Origin of the sequence: Mesorhizobium sp. NPDC059054, assembly GCF_042739215.1 — a bacterium.
Classification (GTDB): Bacteria; Pseudomonadota; Alphaproteobacteria; order Rhizobiales; family Rhizobiaceae; genus Mesorhizobium.
Genome location: NZ_JBHYHV010000002.1, coordinates 915,265 through 932,299 on the forward strand (window position 1 = coordinate 915,265; position 17,035 = coordinate 932,299).

15 protein-coding genes and 1 tRNA gene are annotated in these 17,035 nt (G+C 60.7%); 15 read left to right on the top strand and 1 reads right to left on the bottom strand.

Translation table 11 applies throughout. From position 1 onward, the window contains the following. Nucleotides 1–96 precede the first annotated feature (96 nt). The 11 genes from ACFWXH_RS12140 (at nucleotide 97) to ACFWXH_RS12190 (ending at nucleotide 11,032) form a co-directional block, all read left to right on the top strand. On the top strand, nucleotides 97–864 hold the full coding sequence (locus tag ACFWXH_RS12140) for a DeoR/GlpR family DNA-binding transcription regulator (protein WP_054311084.1): 768 nt from the start codon (nucleotides 97–99) through the stop codon (nucleotides 862–864). Between the two features lie 127 nt (nucleotides 865–991). Then, nucleotides 992–2,521 (top strand): glycerol-3-phosphate dehydrogenase, encoded by a 1,530-nt coding sequence (gene glpD, locus ACFWXH_RS12145; RefSeq protein WP_379120450.1) that lies wholly within the window; start codon nucleotides 992–994, stop codon nucleotides 2,519–2,521. Between the two features lie 20 nt (nucleotides 2,522–2,541). Continuing rightward, the gene (locus tag ACFWXH_RS12150; RefSeq protein ID WP_379120453.1) at nucleotides 2,542–3,621 is read left to right on the top strand and encodes an ABC transporter ATP-binding protein; all 1,080 of its coding nucleotides are present in this window, start codon (nucleotides 2,542–2,544) and stop codon (nucleotides 3,619–3,621) included. A 9-nt stretch (nucleotides 3,622–3,630) separates the two neighbouring features. Continuing rightward, entirely contained in the window at nucleotides 3,631–4,698 is a 1,068-nt protein-coding gene (locus ACFWXH_RS12155; RefSeq protein ID WP_054311082.1) for an ABC transporter ATP-binding protein, read from the top strand. A gap of 2 nt (nucleotides 4,699–4,700) precedes the next feature. Further along, nucleotides 4,701–5,567, top strand: a complete 867-nt coding sequence (locus tag ACFWXH_RS12160; RefSeq protein WP_054311081.1) for a carbohydrate ABC transporter permease — start codon at nucleotides 4,701–4,703, stop codon at nucleotides 5,565–5,567. A 1-nt stretch (nucleotide 5,568) separates the two neighbouring features. Further along, nucleotides 5,569–6,483, top strand: coding sequence for a carbohydrate ABC transporter permease (locus tag ACFWXH_RS12165; RefSeq protein ID WP_054311080.1), 915 nt, complete (start codon nucleotides 5,569–5,571; stop codon nucleotides 6,481–6,483). Continuing rightward, entirely contained in the window at nucleotides 6,483–6,890 is a 408-nt protein-coding gene (locus tag ACFWXH_RS12170; RefSeq protein ID WP_200911743.1) for a DUF2160 domain-containing protein, read from the top strand. The genes ACFWXH_RS12165 and ACFWXH_RS12170 overlap by 1 nt, the downstream gene beginning before the upstream one ends. A gap of 76 nt (nucleotides 6,891–6,966) precedes the next feature. Further along, a complete protein-coding gene (locus tag ACFWXH_RS12175) occupies nucleotides 6,967–8,691 on the top strand; it encodes an ABC transporter substrate-binding protein (protein ID WP_379120456.1) in 1,725 nt (574 codons plus the stop codon). 84 nt (nucleotides 8,692–8,775) lie between these two features. Continuing rightward, on the top strand, nucleotides 8,776–10,266 hold the full coding sequence (gene glpK / locus ACFWXH_RS12180) for a glycerol kinase GlpK (protein WP_379120458.1): 1,491 nt from the start codon (nucleotides 8,776–8,778) through the stop codon (nucleotides 10,264–10,266). A 187-nt stretch (nucleotides 10,267–10,453) separates the two neighbouring features. Continuing rightward, nucleotides 10,454–10,528, top strand: a tRNA-Lys gene (locus ACFWXH_RS12185). Between the two features lie 123 nt (nucleotides 10,529–10,651). After that, a complete protein-coding gene (locus ACFWXH_RS12190; protein ID WP_379120460.1) occupies nucleotides 10,652–11,032 on the top strand; it encodes a hypothetical protein in 381 nt (126 codons plus the stop codon). 51 nt (nucleotides 11,033–11,083) lie between these two features. Here ACFWXH_RS12190 and ACFWXH_RS12195 read toward each other — a convergent pair whose 3' ends face one another. After that, nucleotides 11,084–12,253 (bottom strand): cystathionine beta-lyase, encoded by a 1,170-nt coding sequence (locus ACFWXH_RS12195; protein WP_379120463.1) that lies wholly within the window; start codon nucleotides 12,251–12,253, stop codon nucleotides 11,084–11,086. Nucleotides 12,254–12,650: 397 nt separating this feature from the next. On the opposite strand from ACFWXH_RS12195, the gene ACFWXH_RS12200 reads away from it, so the two are divergent. The 4 genes from ACFWXH_RS12200 (at nucleotide 12,651) to ACFWXH_RS12215 (ending at nucleotide 16,943) form a co-directional block, all read left to right on the top strand. Then, nucleotides 12,651–13,682 carry an amino acid ABC transporter substrate-binding protein gene (locus ACFWXH_RS12200; protein ID WP_054311076.1) on the top strand — a complete coding sequence of 344 codons (1,032 nt, stop codon included), beginning with the start codon at nucleotides 12,651–12,653 and terminating at the stop codon, nucleotides 13,680–13,682. A gap of 63 nt (nucleotides 13,683–13,745) precedes the next feature. Continuing rightward, complete coding sequence (locus ACFWXH_RS12205) at nucleotides 13,746–14,933, top strand: amino acid ABC transporter permease (RefSeq protein ID WP_054311075.1); 1,188 nt, start codon at nucleotides 13,746–13,748, stop codon at nucleotides 14,931–14,933. A 4-nt stretch (nucleotides 14,934–14,937) separates the two neighbouring features. Continuing rightward, entirely contained in the window at nucleotides 14,938–16,095 is a 1,158-nt protein-coding gene (locus tag ACFWXH_RS12210) for an amino acid ABC transporter permease (RefSeq protein WP_379120465.1), read from the top strand. Between the two features lie 44 nt (nucleotides 16,096–16,139). Then, nucleotides 16,140–16,943, top strand: a complete 804-nt coding sequence (locus ACFWXH_RS12215; protein ID WP_054311073.1) for an amino acid ABC transporter ATP-binding protein — start codon at nucleotides 16,140–16,142, stop codon at nucleotides 16,941–16,943. Nucleotides 16,944–17,035 lie beyond the last annotated feature (92 nt).

Sequence of the window (17,035 nt, forward strand, 5' to 3'; positions counted from 1 at the left end):
ATGCAGCGAACACGGTGTTCGCCGTTCCTGGCTCTTGCTTTTCTTCCATTTTCGTTTTTGGCTATGAGTAACAAAAACGAAAATGGGAACTGCTCCATGTACCTGTCGCCTCGCCACGCCGAGATCATTCAGATGGCCAAGGAAGCGGGGCGCGTGCTGGTCGACGACCTTGCCGCGCATTTCGAAGTGACACCGCAGACCATCCGCAAGGATCTCAATGATTTGTGCGACCAGCGGCTTTTGACCCGCATTCATGGAGGTGCGCTGTTCCCGTCCGGCATCGAGAATATGGAATATGAAGCGAGGCGAAAGATCGCCGCCGACGAGAAGGAGGCGATCGGGCGCGCCGCCGCAGGGCTGATCCCGGACAATGCCTCGCTGTTCATCAATATCGGCACCACGACCGAAGCCGTCAGCAAGGCCTTGCTCGATCATAACGGCCTGATGGTGATCACCAACAACATCAATGTTGCCAATAGGATGCGGGTCTATCCTTCGATAGAGGTGGTGATTGCCGGCGGTGTCGTGCGTGGTTCGGATGGCGGTATCGTCGGCGAAGCGGCAGTCGATTTCATCAAGCAGTTCAAAGTCGACTACGCGGTGATCGGGGCTTCGGCCATCGATCATGACGGGGCGCTGCTCGATTTCGATTTTCGCGAAGTGAAAGTCGCGCAAGCCATTATCGCCAACACACGCCATGTCATCCTGGTTTCGGACTGCACCAAATTCGAACGCACCGCACCCGTGCGCATCGGCCATCTCTCTCAGGTCAACACCTTCATAACCGACCGCTGCGACATCCCGTCGGTGCGCAAGATCTGCACGGACTCCGAGGTTCAACTGATTGAAACGTCACGGTCCTGACGCGGAGGCGCAAGCGTCTTTGTCTGTTTTCAATTTCGTTTGACATTCGTTCTGTTTTCGAAATAACATCTAACTGCTTTCGAAATGCGGCTATCAATGCTGCAATGCGAAAACGTGGGAGGGCATTTTGGACGGAACTCCGGTCCATGACATTTTTGTCATCGGCGGTGGCATCAACGGTTGCGGTATCGCGCGCGACGCGGTCGGCCGTGGCTATTCCGTTTTCCTTGCCGAGATGAATGATCTGGCGAGCGGGACGTCCTCCGGCTCCACCAAGCTCATCCATGGCGGCCTGCGTTATCTCGAATTCTATGAGTTCCGTCTTGTGCGCGAGGCGCTGATGGAACGCGAGGTGCTGTGGCGCAACGCGCCACACATCATCTGGCCGATGCGTTTCGTGCTGCCTTATTTCGACGGCGGACCGCGTCCGGCCTGGATGCTGCGGCTCGGCCTGTTCCTCTATGATCATATCGGCGGGCGCAAGCTGCTGCCGGCCACCAAGACGCTCGATATGCGGCGCGACCCAGCCGGCAAGCCACTCAAACCTCTGTTTTCCAAGGCGTTCGAATATTCCGACGGCTGGGTGAACGATGCGAGGCTGGTCGTTCTCAATGCCCGCGACGCCGCGGATCGCGGCGCAACTATCCGAACCCGCACCAAGGTTGTCGGCGCGCGTCGCGACGGCAATCTGTGGATCCTCACGATCGAGGATCTGCGCAGCCGCAAGACCGAGACGGTCAAGGCGAAGCTGCTGGTTAACGCTGCCGGGCCATGGGTCGACCATGTCCTTTCAACGACGGTCGGCAAGAATGACGTTCACAATGTCAGGCTGGTACAGGGCAGCCACATCGTCGTGCGCAAGAAGTTCGACGACCCACGGGCCTATTTCTTCCAGAACAAGGACGGTCGCATCATCTTCGCGATCCCCTATGAGGAAGAGTTTACGCTGATCGGCACCACTGACCGCGACTACACGGATGATCCCCATAATGTGGCGATCAGCGAAGGCGAGATCGACTATCTGTGCTCAGCCGCCAGCGAGTATTTTTCCGACCCGGTGACGCGCGCCGACATTGTCTGGACCTATTCGGCGGTGCGTCCGCTTTTCGACGACGGTGCATCCAAGGCCCAGGAAGCCACCCGAGACTACGTCCTCAAGGCCGAGGGTGGAGAAGGCACGGCACCGCTGGTCAACGCCTTTGGCGGCAAGATCACCACCTATCGGCGGTTGGCGGAGTCCATGCTGGAGAAGATCGAAGGCTTTCTCGGTAAGCGTGGCGAGCCCTGGACCGCGAAGGGAACCTTGCCGGGCGGTGATTTCCCGGCAACTGGTTATGAGGCCGAGGTCGCGAAGCTGAAGAAGGCCTTTCCGTTTCTCGATGCGCGCCTGGCGAAGCGGCTGGTCAGACTTTATGGCACGCGCGCGCGCACCTTGCTCGGGCTTGCCAAGTCCAAGGCCGATCTCGGCCAGGATTTCGGCGCCGACCTCTACGAAGCCGAGGTGCGTTACCTTGTTGAAAACGAGTGGGCGCAGACCGCGGAAGATATTCTTTGGCGCCGGACGAAGCGAGGTCTGCATTTCGACCGCGAACAGACCGCTCAACTGGAAGCATTTCTGCGCCGCATCAGCGGTCCGCACATAGCGGCCGCCGAATAGCGCGGCCTGGGGAGGAACAAATGCTGGAACTGCGGAACGTCTCGAAGGTCGTGGGTGCTGCAACGCACATCGACGACGTGTCGCTGACGCTGCAGCATGGGTCCCTGAACGTGCTTCTTGGGCCAACGCTGTCCGGCAAGACGAGCCTGATGCGCCTGATGGCCGGGCTCGACCGGCCGACCACCGGCAGCGTCTGGTTCGATGGCAAGGATGTCACCGGCGTTCCGGTGCAGAAGCGCAACATCGCCATGGTCTACCAGCAGTTCATCAATTATCCGACGATGACCGTCTACGAGAACATTGCTTCGCCGCTGCGTGTCGCCGGCATCGAACGGGCCAAGATCGATCGCGAGGTGCGGCAGGCGGCGGAACTCCTCAAGCTAACGCCTTATCTCGAACGCACGCCGCTCAATCTATCCGGTGGCCAGCAGCAGCGCACCGCGCTTGCGCGCGCCATCGTCAAGAATGCCAGCCTTGTGCTGCTCGACGAGCCGCTCGCCAATCTCGATTACAAATTGCGCGAGGAACTGCGTGCAGAATTGCCGAGGATCTTCGCAGAGGCCGGCACCATCTTCGTCTACGCGACGACTGAGCCGCATGAGGCGCTTCTGCTTGGCGGCAACACCGCGACGCTATCGGAAGGCAAGGTCACCCAGTTCGGTTCGACCATCGAGGTTTTCCGCAAGCCGAACGATCTGATCACGGCACGGACGTTCGCGGACCCGCCGCTCAACACGATCGTCCTGCGTAAATCTGGTGCCAAGTTCCTGCTCGACGGCGGCGTGAGCTTGCCCGTGCCGGCCGACATTATCGGCGTCGCCGATGCCAGCTACACGATCGGTTTCCAGCCGCACCATCTTTCGCTGCAGCGACCGAACGATCAGGCAGTGCCGGTGCGCGCCAAGGTGTCGATCACCGAAATCACGGGTTCGGAAAGCTTCGTGCATCTCGATTTCGCCGATGCGCGTTGGGTCATGCTTTCCCACGGCATTCTCGATTTGACCGCTGACGATGAGGTCGAGGTGTTTATCGACCCGCGCCACATCATGGTTTTCGACGCGTCGGGCCGTTCGGTCGGCGCTTCGCAACTGGCAGCGTGAGGCACCAGCATGGCACGCATCGATCTCGATCACATCCGCCATTCCTACCTGCCCAACCCGCAGAAGGAGACGGATTTCGCGCTTAAGGAAGTGCATCACACCTTCCAGGACGGCGGTGCCTATGCGCTGCTTGGCCCGTCCGGCTGCGGCAAGACCACGCTTTTGAACATCATCTCCGGCCTGCTGCATCCTTCGCACGGCAAACTGTTGTTCAACGGACATGACGTCACCAACCTGTCGACGCAGGAACGCAACATCGCCCAGGTGTTCCAGTTCCCGGTCATCTACGACACGATGACAGTCTACGACAATCTGGCCTTCCCGCTGCGCAATCGCGGCGTGCCGGAGGCCGATGTCGACCGCAAGGTGCGCGAGACGCTCGACATGATCGATCTCGCCGACTGGGCCAAGCGCAAGGCGAGGGGCCTGACCGCCGACCAGAAACAGAAGATCTCGCTTGGACGCGGTCTCGTACGCTCCGACGTCAACGCGATCCTGTTCGATGAACCGCTCACCGTCATCGACCCGCACATGAAATGGGTGCTGCGTTCGCAGCTCAAGCAGCTTCACCGGCGCTTCGGCTACACCATGGTTTACGTCACGCATGACCAGACCGAGGCGCTTACCTTCGCCGACCAGGTGGTGGTGATGTATGATGGCGGCATCGTCCAGATCGGCACGCCCGCGGAACTCTTCGAACGGCCGAAACACACCTTCGTCGGTTATTTCATCGGCTCGCCAGGCATGAACGTGCTGCCGGTCGAGGTCGAGGGCAAGACGGCCAGGTTCGGCTCATTGGCCATCGTGCTTCCCGGAGCCCCGGAGAAGACCGAAGGATCGATGGAGCTCGGGATCAGGCCCGAATATGTGCGGCTCGGTCGCGTCGGTATCGGCGTGTCGATCAGCAAGGTCGAGGATGTCGGCCGCCACAAGGTCGTACGCGCCAAAATGGAAGGCCGCGAGATCGCGGCTATCGTCGGAGAAGACGAGGAAATTCCGGCTGAACCGAAGCTGCGCTTCGAACCGGCCGGCATCAATGTCTACGCCGATTCCTGGCGCGTCGAGATGAGGGCCTGACCATGGAGAAAACATGGAACAACAAGGCCTGGTTTCTCGTCCTGCCGGTGCTGGTGCTGGTGGCCTTCTCCGCGGTGATACCGCTGATGACGGTGGTCAACTATTCGGTCCAGGATACATTCGGTAACAACCAGTTCTTCTGGGCCGGTACAGAATGGTTCGAGGAACTGCTCGGATCCTCGCGCTTCTGGCAGGCGATGGGCCGCAACCTCGTCTTCTCCGCCATCATCCTGGCCATCGAAGTGCCACTCGGTATCCTGATCGCGCTCAACATGCCGAAGAAGGGCTGGGGCGTTCCGGTCTGCCTGGTGTTGATGGCGCTGCCGCTGCTGGTTCCCTGGAATGTCGTCGGCACGATCTGGCAAGTGTTCGGTCGCAGCGACATCGGCCTGTTCGGCTACTATCTGAACAAACTGGGCTTCAACTACAATTATGTGCAGGATCCGATCGACGCCTGGTTCACCGTCATCATCATGGATGTGTGGCACTGGACGAGCCTTGTCGTGTTGCTGTGCTACGCCGGCCTCGTCTCGATCCCAGATGCTTTCTACCAGGCCGCCAAGATCGACGGTGCGTCACGCTGGGCCGTCTTCCGCTATATCCAGCTGCCGAAGATGCAACGCGTGCTGCTGATCGCGGTCCTGCTGCGCTTCATGGACTCGTTCATGATCTACACCGAACCGTTCGTCGTCACCGGCGGCGGCCCAGGCAACTCGACCACTTTCCTGTCCATCGACCTCGTCAAGATGGCGCTCGGCCAGTTCGACCTCGGCCCGGCGGCGGCGATGTCGCTGGTCTACTTCCTGATCATCCTGTTGCTGTCATGGGTGTTCTACACCGTCATGACCAACTACGACGCGGAGCGCTGATATGGCGAGCGCAAACGAACGAACAAATCCGACGGATACGGCGATCGCCGCCGGTTCCCTGAGAAGCGGCCTTTCGCAGGAGCAGCTTGCGCGGCGCATGCGCAAGCGCGGCGAGGAATCGAAGTTCTGGTGGGTGATCCCCACGCTCTACATCCTCTTCCTGCTGCTGCCGATCTACTGGCTCGTCAATATGAGCTTCAAGACCAACACGGAGATCGTGTCGGGCCTGACGCTCTATCCACACGAGCCGACACTGCGGAACTACCGGATCATCTTCACCGATCCCTCCTGGTACATGGGTTATGTCAACTCCATCACCTATGTCGTTATGAACATGGTGATTTCGGTCGCTGTCGCCTTGCCTGCGGCCTACGCCTTCTCACGCTATCGCTTCCTGGGCGACAAGCACCTTTTCTTCTGGCTGCTGACCAACCGCATGGCACCGCCTGCCGTGTTCGCGCTGCCGTTTTTCCAGCTCTATTCCGCCTTCGGCCTGATCGACACGCACATCGCGGTGGCGCTGGCGCACTGCCTGTTCAACGTGCCGCTGGCGGTGTGGATCCTGGAAGGCTTCATGTCTGGCGTGCCGAAGGAGATCGACGAAACGGCCTATATCGATGGCTATTCGTTCCCGCGCTTCTTCTTCAAGATATTCATGCCGCTGATCGCGAGCGGCATCGGCGTGGCTGCCTTCTTCTGTTTCATGTTCTCATGGGTAGAACTACTGCTCGCGCGCACGCTGACCACCACCGATGCGAAGCCGATCGCGGCCGTCATGACACGCACCGTCTCGGCCTCCGGCATGGACTGGGGCTTGCTTGCCGCCGCCGGCGTGCTGACGCTGATCCCCGGTGCCATCGTGATCTGGTTCGTCCGCAACTACATCGCCAAGGGCTTTGCCCTGGGGAGGGTTTGATGGCTGTTTCTCGAAACTGGATCGTTCCCCTCATTGTCGTGATCGCCATCTATCTCGGCGCATCCGGGCTGCTGGCCTCCTTTGTTCCGGTTCAGGACGGCGCGCGTGATTGGGGCGCGCCTTTGATCGCCGGCGGATGGATGGCCTGGACCTTCCCGACCGCCATGTTCTTCCTCTCCATCTTCGGTATCCTGTCGCTGATGGCGGTGTGGGAATATGCTTCGCCCGGCGGCAATCCGCGCGTCGGCGTGCTGCGTTTCGAAACAACGCGCGGCGACCGCCTCTTTATTTCGCTGCTCGGCAGCGCCTTCATCCATCTCGCTTGGCTGGGTCTCGTCGGAGCCGGCCTGTGGTGGGCTCTCGCTCTCTCCGTGGTCTACGCCATCGCGGTGTTTCGCTACGTATAGAGGGAGAAAACTGTCGGGGAGGCGGCGAGCCGGCCGCCGATCCGGGGCATATTGAAACTTATTTTGGAGGAGACCTATGCGACGGCAATTTCTGATATCGACCACCGCGCTCGCCCTGCTTGCTGGCATGGGCAACGCCTATGCAGGCATGGACGAGGCGAAAGCCTTCCTGGACAAGGAAATCGGCGACGTATCGACGCTTCCGCGCGCCGACCAGGAAAAGGAAATGCAATGGTTCATCGACGCCGCCAAGCCGTTCGCCGGCATGGAGATCAAGGTGGTGTCGGAAACCATCACCACGCACTCGTATGAATCGGAAGTACTGGCACCAGCCTTTTCGGCAATCACCGGCATCAAGCTGACGCACGACCTGATCCAGGAGGGTGACGTCGTCGAAAAGATCCAGACCCAGATGCAGACGGGTCAGAACCTTTACGATGCGTGGGTCAACGATTCCGACCTGATCGGCACGCACTGGCGCTACAAGCAGGTGCGCAACCTGACCGACTGGATGGCGAACGAAGGCAAGGACGTTACCAATCCGAACCTCGACATCGCCGACTTCATCGGCACTTCCTTCACCTCGGCGCCGGACAAGAAGCTCTACCAGTTGCCGGACCAGCAGTTCGCGAACCTCTACTGGTTCCGCTACGACTGGTTCAACGACGAGAAGAACAAGGCCGACTTCAAGGCGAAGTACGGTTACGATCTCGGCGTGCCGGTCAACTGGTCGGCCTATGAGGACATCGCCGAGTTCTTCAACGGTCGCGAGATCGACGGCAAGAAGGTCTTCGGTCATATGGACTATGGCAAGAAGGACCCGTCGCTCGGCTGGCGCTTCACCGACGCATGGCTGTCCATGGCCGGCAATGGCGACAAGGGCATACCGAACGGTCTGCCGGTCGACGAATGGGGCATCAAGGTCAACGAAAAGTCACAGCCTGTCGGTTCCTGCGTGGCCCGCGGCGGTGACACCAACGGCCCGGCTTCGGTCTATGCGATCCAGAAATATCTGGACTGGCTGAAGGCCTATGCTCCGGCTGAGGCACAGGGCATGACCTTCTCCGAAAGTGGCCCGGTTCCGGCTCAGGGCAACATCGCCCAGCAGATGTTCTGGTACACCGCCTTCACCGCCGACATGGTCAAGGACGGTCTGCCGGTGGTGAATGCCGACGGTACGCCGAAGTGGCGTATGGCGCCGAGCCCGCATGGCGTCTACTGGAAGGACGGCATGAAGCTCGGCTACCAGGACGTCGGTTCCTGGACACTGATGAAGTCGACGCCGGACGACCGTGCCAAGGCAGCCTGGCTCTATGCTCAGTTCGTCACCTCGAAGACGGTCGACGTGAAGAAGAGCCATGTCGGTCTCACCTTCATCCGCGAGAGCACCATCCACCACAAGAGCTTCACGGACCGCGCGCCGAAGCTCGGCGGCCTGATCGAGTTCTACCGCTCGCCGGCCCGCGTGCAGTGGTCGCCGACAGGCACCAACGTGCCGGACTATCCGAAGCTGGCACAGCTGTGGTGGCAGGCAATCGGCGATGCATCCTCCGGCGCCAAGACCGCGCAAGAGGCTATGGACTCGCTGTGCGCCGAGCAGGAGAAGGTGATGGGCCGCCTCGAGAAGGCCGGCGTGCAGGGCGACATCGGTCCGAAGCTCGCCGAGGAACACGATCTTGAGTACTGGAACAAGGACGCCGTCTCGAAGGGTAACCTTGCGCCGCAGCTCAAGATCGAGCCCGAGAAGGACAAGCCGATCACCATCAACTATGACGAGCTGGTGAAGAGCTGGCAGAAATAAACGGTGTGGACCACGGTCCGCATTGGAGAAACGGGGAGGCGGCGTTAAGCCGTCTCCCTTCTCATGTCGTACAGAGGGGAAGAGATGACAGGTTTCGTGTTAGCGATCGACCAGGGCACGACATCCTCGCGTGCGATCCTGTTCGACGGCGCCATGAAGGTTGCCGGCGTCGGTCAGCAGGAATTCACCCAGCACTTTCCGGCGTCGGGCTGGGTCGAACATGATCCGGAAGAGATCTGGGCAAGCGTCGTCCACACCGTCAAGGCAGCGCTGAAAAAGGCGAACCGCAAAGCCTCCGACGTTGCCGCGATCGGCATCACAAATCAGCGCGAGACGGTCGTTGTTTGGGATAAGGCGACAGGCAAGCCGATCCACAACGCCATCGTCTGGCAGGACCGCCGCACCGCACCGCTTTGCGTCAAGCTGCGCAAGCAGGGGCTGGAGCCGAAATTCACCAAGAAGACCGGCCTGCTGCTCGATCCCTATTTCTCCGGCACCAAGATCGCCTGGATGCTGGACAAGGTGAAAGGGGCGAGGAAGCGCGCCGAGCGCGGTGAACTTCTGGCAGGGACCATCGACAGCTTCCTGATCTGGCGGCTGACCGGCGGCAAGGTACACGCAACTGATGCCACCAACGCTTCGCGCACACTGGTCTACAACATCGCCACGAACGAGTGGGACGACGAGTTGCTACGCATCCTGAACATCCCGGCACAACTGCTGCCGCAGGTGAAGGATTGTGCGGATGACTTTGGCGTGACGGAGAAAAATCTGTTCGGCGCCGAGATCAGGATCCTCGGCGTCGCAGGCGATCAGCAGGCTGCCACCATCGGTCAGGCCTGTTTCGAGCCCGGCATGATGAAATCCACTTATGGCACCGGCTGCTTTGCCCTGCTGAATACCGGCACCGACATCGTACGCTCGAAGAATCGGCTGCTGACGACGATTGCCTATCGCCTGAACGGCAAGACGACCTACGCGCTCGAGGGTTCGATCTTCGTCGCAGGCGCTGCCGTGCAATGGCTGCGCGACGGCATCAAGGTGATCGGCAAGGCCGAACACAGCGGCGAACTGGCCGCGCACGCCGACGATGCGCAGAATGTCTATCTGGTGCCGGCTTTTGTTGGACTCGGCGCGCCGCATTGGGATGCCGACGCGCGTGGCGCTATCTACGGGCTGACGCGCAACTCTGGCCCGGCGGAGTTCGCACGCGCGGCACTGGAATCAGTCGCCTTCCAGACGCGCGACCTGCTCGACGCGATGAAAAAGGACTGGAAGACCGGCAACGGCAAGACGGTGCTGCGGGTAGACGGCGGCATGGTGGCATCCGCATGGACCATGCAGCGGCTCGCCGACATCCTGGATGCACCGGTCGATCGCCCGGCCATCCTGGAGACCACGGCGCTCGGTGCTGCCTGGCTGGCCGGCTCCAGGGCAGGGGTATGGCCGAAGATGAGGGATTTCGCGAAGGCGTGGTCGCTTGACCGCCGTTTCAAACCCGAAATGGAAGCAAAGATCCGCACGGCCAAGCTGAAAGGCTGGCACGATGCCGTGAAGCGGACGCTAACGGCGTAATTTCGCGCATGGTGGCCTCTGCAGTCGCCGGCGAAAAGCCTGTTGTTTGCAACGGCTTGGAAATCGGCTTTTTTCCGGTTGACCGGTGGGAGCACTCTCCCTATGTTCCGCCCACTTTTCAGGCGGACCGACATTCGGAAACGCGGTCGGCGATGCCGGGCGATGTTCCGGGCCAGAACGCCAGGATGGGCCGGTAGCTCAGCGGTAGAGCACGTGACTTTTAATCATGTGGTCGAGGGTTCGATCCCCTCCCGGCTCACCATCCTAACCAGCTGAAAATTTTACATTGTTCTAATTTAGAGTGCTGTTACGCTGTGCAAAACGCGCGTGGCCCAATTGCCTGTTTCCACGCCCGCAGCACAGTGGGCGCATTATGGCGGCAGAGTTGGATACAGTCCTGTTCGAAATGGCGGTGCGGACCGCCAGCACGCTGCCGACCAGTTTTTCGGAGAAGGTGACGGATATCGCGGCGCGCACGGCAGGGCGGTTGGCTTTCGACGTCCGGGTCGAGGGCGACTACCGTTTCCAGCGTATCGCCGGTATTCGGTATGGCGGCGATATCGGCATCCTGGCGCTGAGCAAGGATGGCCAGTCGATGGATAGCTGCAGGGTCAACGGTGCGCTGGCGAGCTTCATCGAGCCACTGGAGAGCTGGAACGGCCTGTCCCTGCCGGCACAGGCACAGACCGATATCCTTGGCCATACCAGCCTGTTGGTTGCCGCGCTCAGGAATGCGGGCAACCTGCCCAACCGATCGGCTGACTGAGCTGCAGCGCGAAAATCCAGATCGTGGGCGCGGCGGCTTGGCAGAATGGCGTCAGGCCGCCCGCGCGGCTGCGAGACCGGCTGACAGATCGGTCTTCAAGTCCTCGAGGTCCTCGAGCCCGATCTGCAAGCGGATCAGTGGGCCTTCGTAAGGCCCCTTGGCGATGGTGCGGTCGTCGAGGAAGACCGGCACGGCAAGGCTTTCATAGCCGCCCCAGGAATAGCCGAGGCCAAAGATCTTCAGCGCATCCAGGAAGGCATGTGCCTGCTTCTGGCCACCACCGGCCAGCACGACGGAGAAGACGCCGCTGGCGCCCGAGAAATCCCGCTTCCACAAGGCGTGGTCCGGGTGGCTTTCCAGGGCAGGGTGGAGCACGCGCGCCACGCCCGCCTCCGTTTCCAGCCAGCGAGCGATCTCCAATGCGTTCTTGCCATGGTGCTCAAGCCGCACACCCATCGTGCGCAGGCCCCGCAGGACCTGATAGACATCGTTGGGACCGGCGCAGCAGCCCAGCGCATCGAAGCCGCCGAGCAATTTCGGCCAGCATGCCTCGTTGGCCGAAACGGTTCCCAACAGCACGTCCGAATGGCCGCCAGGATATTTGGTGGCGGCGTGGATGGAGATATCGACGCCGTGGTCGAGGGGACGCAAATACAGCGGCGTCGCCCAGGTGTTGTCCATCATGACCATCGCGCCGATGGCATGCGCTTCCTTCGAGATCGCCGGTATGTCCTGGACTTCATAGGTATTCGAGGCAGGCGATTCGGTGAACACGATCCTCGTATTCGGCCGGAACAGGGCCTTGATGCCAGCACCGATGCGTGGCTCGTAGTATTCCACATCGACACCCATGCGCTTCAGCATGGTGTCGCAGAAGTGGCGGGTCGGCCGGTAGATGCTGTCGACCACCAGGATATGGTCGCCGGCCGAGGCGAATGCGAGCAGCGGCACCGTCACCGCCGCCAGACCAGACGGCACGATGATGGTGCCGGCGGAACCCTCGAGTTCGTCGATGGCGGCAGCCAGCGCGTCAGACGTGGGCGTTCCGTGCGTGCCATAAGTGTATTTCTGGCCGCGCGTGGTCATGGTGGCTGCGTCGGGATAGAGCACAGTGGAAGCGTGCACCACCGGCGGGTTGACGAAGCCGAAGAAATCGCGCGGGTCGTTGCCGCCATGGGCGAGCCGCGTGTTGATGCCCCAATTACCGTTGTTTTTTGCCATGATCCTGCTGCCTGCTGAGGTTGCGAAGGGATAGAGCGGGCGGGGCGGAGGCGCAACCGCCGGGTGATTGCCAGCGTCATGCTTCAGGTGGACCAGCCCGAGCGTCCTTGCGTTGTTTTTGAGCAATTTGGGGTTGAATTTCGTCAATCTGCCGAACACTGCGACAGCAGCGGAGGCACGTTTGTTCGAGCGTCGATATTATTTGCTTGATGGCTGCCACGGCTCGGTCATTTTCCTTGACCTCACGGGAATTATCGCCTTCGATGTTCTTCGTGAACGGGAGCAGCTTGTGCGTCGGCTAGGGAGCCGCGTTCCGGAAGTGGGCCGGAATGGCTGATGGGGTTCGCACAAAAAATCGGGCAATGCGCCCAAACAACCGAAAAAGGGTCTGAGGGTTATGAAACACATTGCAATCGGCATTCTGGCGGCGGCGACGATGGGTCTGATGGCGTCCGCTGCTTCGGCCGCAAGCACCTTGGAGGCGGTCAAGGCCAAGGGATTTATCCAGTGCGGCGTCAACACCGGTCTCTCGGGCTTCTCGTCGCCGGACGACAAGGGCGAATGGAAAGGTTTGGACGCCGATTTCTGCCGCGCGGTTGCAGCCGCCGTCTTCGGTGACGGCACCAAGGTCAAGTTCACGCCGCTGTCGGCCAAGGAGCGTTTCACCGCGTTGCAGTCGGGCGAAATCGATCTTCTGTCGCGCAACACAACCTGGACGATCAATCGCGACACCGCGCTCGGCCTGAACTTCGCGGGCGTCACCTATTATGACGGCCAGGGCTTCATGGTGAACGCCAAGAAGCTACCGGGCGTCAATTCCGCGCTACAGCTTTCGGGTGCGGCGGTCTGCGTGCAATCGGGCACGACCACCGAGCTCAACCTTGCCGACTACTTCAAGGCGAACAAGATGGAGTACAATCCAGTCGTCTTCGAGAAGGTCGAAGAAGCCAACGCGGCCTATGATTCCGGACGTTGCGACGCCTACACGACCGACCAGTCGGGCCTTTATGGCATCCGCTTGACGCTGTCGGCGCCGGGCGACCATGTCGTGCTCCCGGAGATCATCTCCAAGGAGCCGCTCGGCCCGGCCGTGCGCCAGGGTGACGACCAGTGGTATCACATCGTGAAGTGGACCTATTTTGCCCTGCTGCAGGCGGAAGAGCTCGGCATCACCCAGGCCAATGTCGACGAGCTGAAGGCTTCTGGTGGTCCTGAAGTGAAGCGCGTGCTCGGTCAGGAAGCCGACACCAAACTCGGTACCGATCTTGGCGTCTCCAACGACTGGGTCGTCAACATCGTCAAGTCCGTCGGCAATTACGGCGAGATGTTCGAGCGCAATGTCGGTGCCGGCAGCCCGCTCAAGATCGCGCGGGGCCTCAATGGGCTCTGGACGAAGGGCGGCCTGCAATACGCTCCGCCGATCCGCTGATCGAGAATACCGTCAGGGAGGTGGCGTTGCCGCCTCCCTGTTTCTCATTCAGGGGATTGACCCATGGCATCGCAGGAAGTTCTTCGCGAGGAGCCCACTCGCGGCTCCTTGATCAATGACCCGAGAGTCCGCAGCATCTTCATCCAGGTCGTCGCCGCCCTGGCGTTGATACTGTTCATCTGGTGGATCGTCGGCAACACCATCGACAATCTCCAACGTTTGCGCATCGCGTCCGGTTTCGCCTTCCTCAAGGGACGCGCCGGTTTCGATATCGCCGACAGCGCCATCGCCTATTCGTCGGATAGTACCTATGGCCGTGCGATCCTCGTCGGCCTGATCAATACGGCGATCGTAGCCCTTGCTGGCATCGTCACGGCAACCATCATCGGTTTCATGGTCGGTATCGGCCGGCTTTCCAACAACTGGCTGATCCGCAAGATCTGCACGGTCTATGTCGAGGTGTTCCGTAACATCCCGCCGTTGCTGGTCATCTTTTTCTGGTATTTCGGTGTGCTGTCGGTGCTGCCGTTGCCGCGCGACAGTATCGAATTGCCATTCGGCTCCTATGTGAACAGCCGGGGTTTCTATTTCCCGCGCGCTGTTTGGGGCGAGGGTGCATGGTTGATCCTGCTCGCTTTCCTGCTCGGCATCGCCATGTCGTGGTTCGTCGCACGCAAGGCACGCCAGCGGCAGATGGCAACCGGCCAGCAATTCCCCGTGTTCTGGACATCGGTGGCGCTGATCGTCGGGCTGCCATTGCTCGCCTATGTCGCCAGCGGTTTTCCGCTTTCGTTCGATCTGCCAAAGAAATCGACCTTCAACCTGACCGGTGGCTTCCAGGTCAAACCGGAGTTCCTGTCGCTTTATCTGGCGCTTTCCTTCTATACCGCCGCTTTCATCGCAGAGATCGTACGCGCCGGCGTTCGCGGGGTGAGCAGGGGGCAAACCGAGGCTGCAGGAGCGCTCGGGTTGCGATCTGGGCCGATCCTTCGGCTTGTCGTCGTTCCGCAGGCGATGCGCATCGTCATCCCGCCGCTGACCAGCCAGTATCTCAACCTGACCAAGAATTCTTCGCTGGCCATCGCGATCGGCTATCCGGATCTCACAGCCATCGCTGGAACGGTGCTGAACCAGACCGGTCAGGCGATTGAACCCGTGTTGATCATGATGGCGGTCTATCTCGGTCTCAGCCTGTTGACGTCGGCCATCATGAATGTGGTCAACGCCAAGATGGCGCTGGTGGAGAGGTAAGGTCATGGCACAGACTGATCTTTCCTGGGTCCGCACAGAGTTGGCGCAGCCGATGCCTGCGCCTCCCGGCGAGCGGGGGCTGGTTGCCTGGGTCCGCAAGAACCTTTTTGCCTCGGTTGGCGATACCATCCTGACTCTCGTCGGGCTGGTGCTGGTCGCCATGATCCTGCCACCGATCATCGACTGGGCCTTCATCCAGGCGCAGTGGACGGGTCCAGACCGCACGGTCTGCGCTACCGTAGCGCAGGGAGGCACCCAGCCTGACGGCTGGTCCGGCGCCTGCTGGGCCTTCGTCAATGCCAAGTTCGGCCAGTTCATGCTCGGGCGCTATCCGCTGGAGGAACGCTGGCGGCCCATCCTCGTCGGTATCCTTTTCGTGGCACTGCTTGCGCCGCTCCTGATCCCGCGGGTTCCACACAAGGGGCTCAATGCGGTGCTGTTCTTCCTGGTGCTGCCGATCGTGGCCTTCGTCCTGCTTGTGGGGGGTGTATTCGGCCTGCCGCATGTCGAGACGCCGCTGTGGGGTGGCCTGCTGGTGACGCTGACGCTGTCTTTCGTGGGCATCGTCGTTTCCCTTCCGCTTGGCATCCTCTTGGCACTTGGCCGGCGTTCGAAGATGCCGGTGGTGAAGATGATCTGCATCGTCTTCATCGAGACGATACGCGGCATTCCGCTGATCACGGTGCTGTTCATGGCGAGCGTGATGCTGCCGCTGTTCCTGCCGGCGGGCGTTACCTTCGACAAATTCCTGCGCGCGTTGATCGGCGTCTCGCTGTTTGCCGCAGCCTACATGGCGGAAGTGGTGCGCGGCGGTCTTCAGGCTATCCCGAAGGGGCAGTACGAGGGGGCCGATTCCCTGGGACTGAGCTATTGGCAGAAGATGTATTTCATCGTGCTGCCGCAGGCGCTGAAACTGGTCATCCCGGGCATCGTCAACACCTTCATCGGCATGTTCAAGGACACCAGCCTCGTCTACATCATCTCGATGTTCGACCTGCTGGCGATCGTGCGCCAGAATTTCTCCGACGCTTCCTGGGCATCGCCGCAAACACCGGCGTCGGGACTTATTTTCGCGGCGGTGGTATTCTGGCTGTTCTGCTTCGGCATGTCTCGCTATTCTATGTTCATGGAACGCCGGCTAGACACCGGTTACAAGCGCTGACCGCAAGCCGGTCGTGCTAGAATCAACCAAGGGGAAATCGGCTTATGGCCACAGAAAATGCAGTCAGCGCGGAAGATCTCAGCGTCAACACCAAGAAGATGCATATCTCGGATACCGACGTGGCGATCGAAATCGTCGGCATGCACAAGTGGTACGGCGAATTCCATGTGCTGAAGGACATCAACCTGAAGGTGATGCGCGGCGAGCGCATCGTCATCTGCGGTCCTTCGGGCTCCGGCAAGTCGACCATGATCCGCTGCATCAACCGGCTGGAGGAGCACCAGAAGGGCAAGATCATCGTCGACGGCAAGGAACTGACCAACGACCTGAAGAAGATCGACGAGGTGCGCCGCGAGGTCGGCATGGTGTTCCAGCACTTCAACCTGTTCCCGCACCTGACCATCCTGGAGAACTGCACGCTGGCGCCGATCTGGGTGCGCAAGATCCCGAAGAAGCAGGCGGAAGAGGCCGCCATGCACTTCCTGAAGCGCGTCAAGATCCCCGAGCAGGCACACAAATATCCAGGCCAGCTGTCGGGTGGTCAGCAGCAGCGGGTGGCGATCGCGCGTTCGCTGTGCATGAACCCGCGCATCATGCTGTTCGATGAGCCGACGTCTGCGCTGGATCCGGAAATGATCAAGGAAGTTCTGGAGACGATGGTGGGTCTTGCCGAAGAAGGCATGACGATGCTGTGCGTGACCCACGAGATGGGCTTCGCCCGCAAGGTCGCCAACCGCGTCATCTTCATGGATCAGGGCCAGATCGTGGAAGAGAACACGCCGGTCGAGTTCTTCGACCACCCGCGCCACGAGCGCACCAAGCTCTTCCTCAGCCAGATCCTGCACTGATCGCGTTGCGATTGTCTGCGCAAGGCCCCGTCGCAAGGCGGGGCCTTTTGCGTGGTGGATAAAGGCCTTCCATGCCAATGGCTTCGAGGAGA

Coding starts and splice junctions, on each gene's coding strand:
- ACFWXH_RS12140 (WP_054311084.1), top strand. CDS start 97: ATGTACCTGTCGCCTCGCCACGCCGAGATCATTCAGATGGCCAAGGAA.
- ACFWXH_RS12150 (WP_379120453.1), top strand. CDS start 2,542: ATGCTGGAACTGCGGAACGTCTCGAAGGTCGTGGGTGCTGCAACGCAC.
- ACFWXH_RS12155 (WP_054311082.1), top strand. CDS start 3,631: ATGGCACGCATCGATCTCGATCACATCCGCCATTCCTACCTGCCCAAC.
- ACFWXH_RS12160 (WP_054311081.1), top strand. CDS start 4,701: ATGGAGAAAACATGGAACAACAAGGCCTGGTTTCTCGTCCTGCCGGTG.
- ACFWXH_RS12165 (WP_054311080.1), top strand. CDS start 5,569: ATGGCGAGCGCAAACGAACGAACAAATCCGACGGATACGGCGATCGCC.
- ACFWXH_RS12170 (WP_200911743.1), top strand. CDS start 6,483: ATGGCTGTTTCTCGAAACTGGATCGTTCCCCTCATTGTCGTGATCGCC.
- ACFWXH_RS12175 (WP_379120456.1), top strand. CDS start 6,967: ATGCGACGGCAATTTCTGATATCGACCACCGCGCTCGCCCTGCTTGCT.
- glpK (WP_379120458.1), top strand. CDS start 8,776: ATGACAGGTTTCGTGTTAGCGATCGACCAGGGCACGACATCCTCGCGT.
- ACFWXH_RS12195 (WP_379120463.1), bottom strand. CDS start 12,253: ATGGCAAAAAACAACGGTAATTGGGGCATCAACACGCGGCTCGCCCAT.
- ACFWXH_RS12200 (WP_054311076.1), top strand. CDS start 12,651: ATGAAACACATTGCAATCGGCATTCTGGCGGCGGCGACGATGGGTCTG.
- ACFWXH_RS12205 (WP_054311075.1), top strand. CDS start 13,746: ATGGCATCGCAGGAAGTTCTTCGCGAGGAGCCCACTCGCGGCTCCTTG.
- ACFWXH_RS12210 (WP_379120465.1), top strand. CDS start 14,938: ATGGCACAGACTGATCTTTCCTGGGTCCGCACAGAGTTGGCGCAGCCG.
- ACFWXH_RS12215 (WP_054311073.1), top strand. CDS start 16,140: ATGGCCACAGAAAATGCAGTCAGCGCGGAAGATCTCAGCGTCAACACC.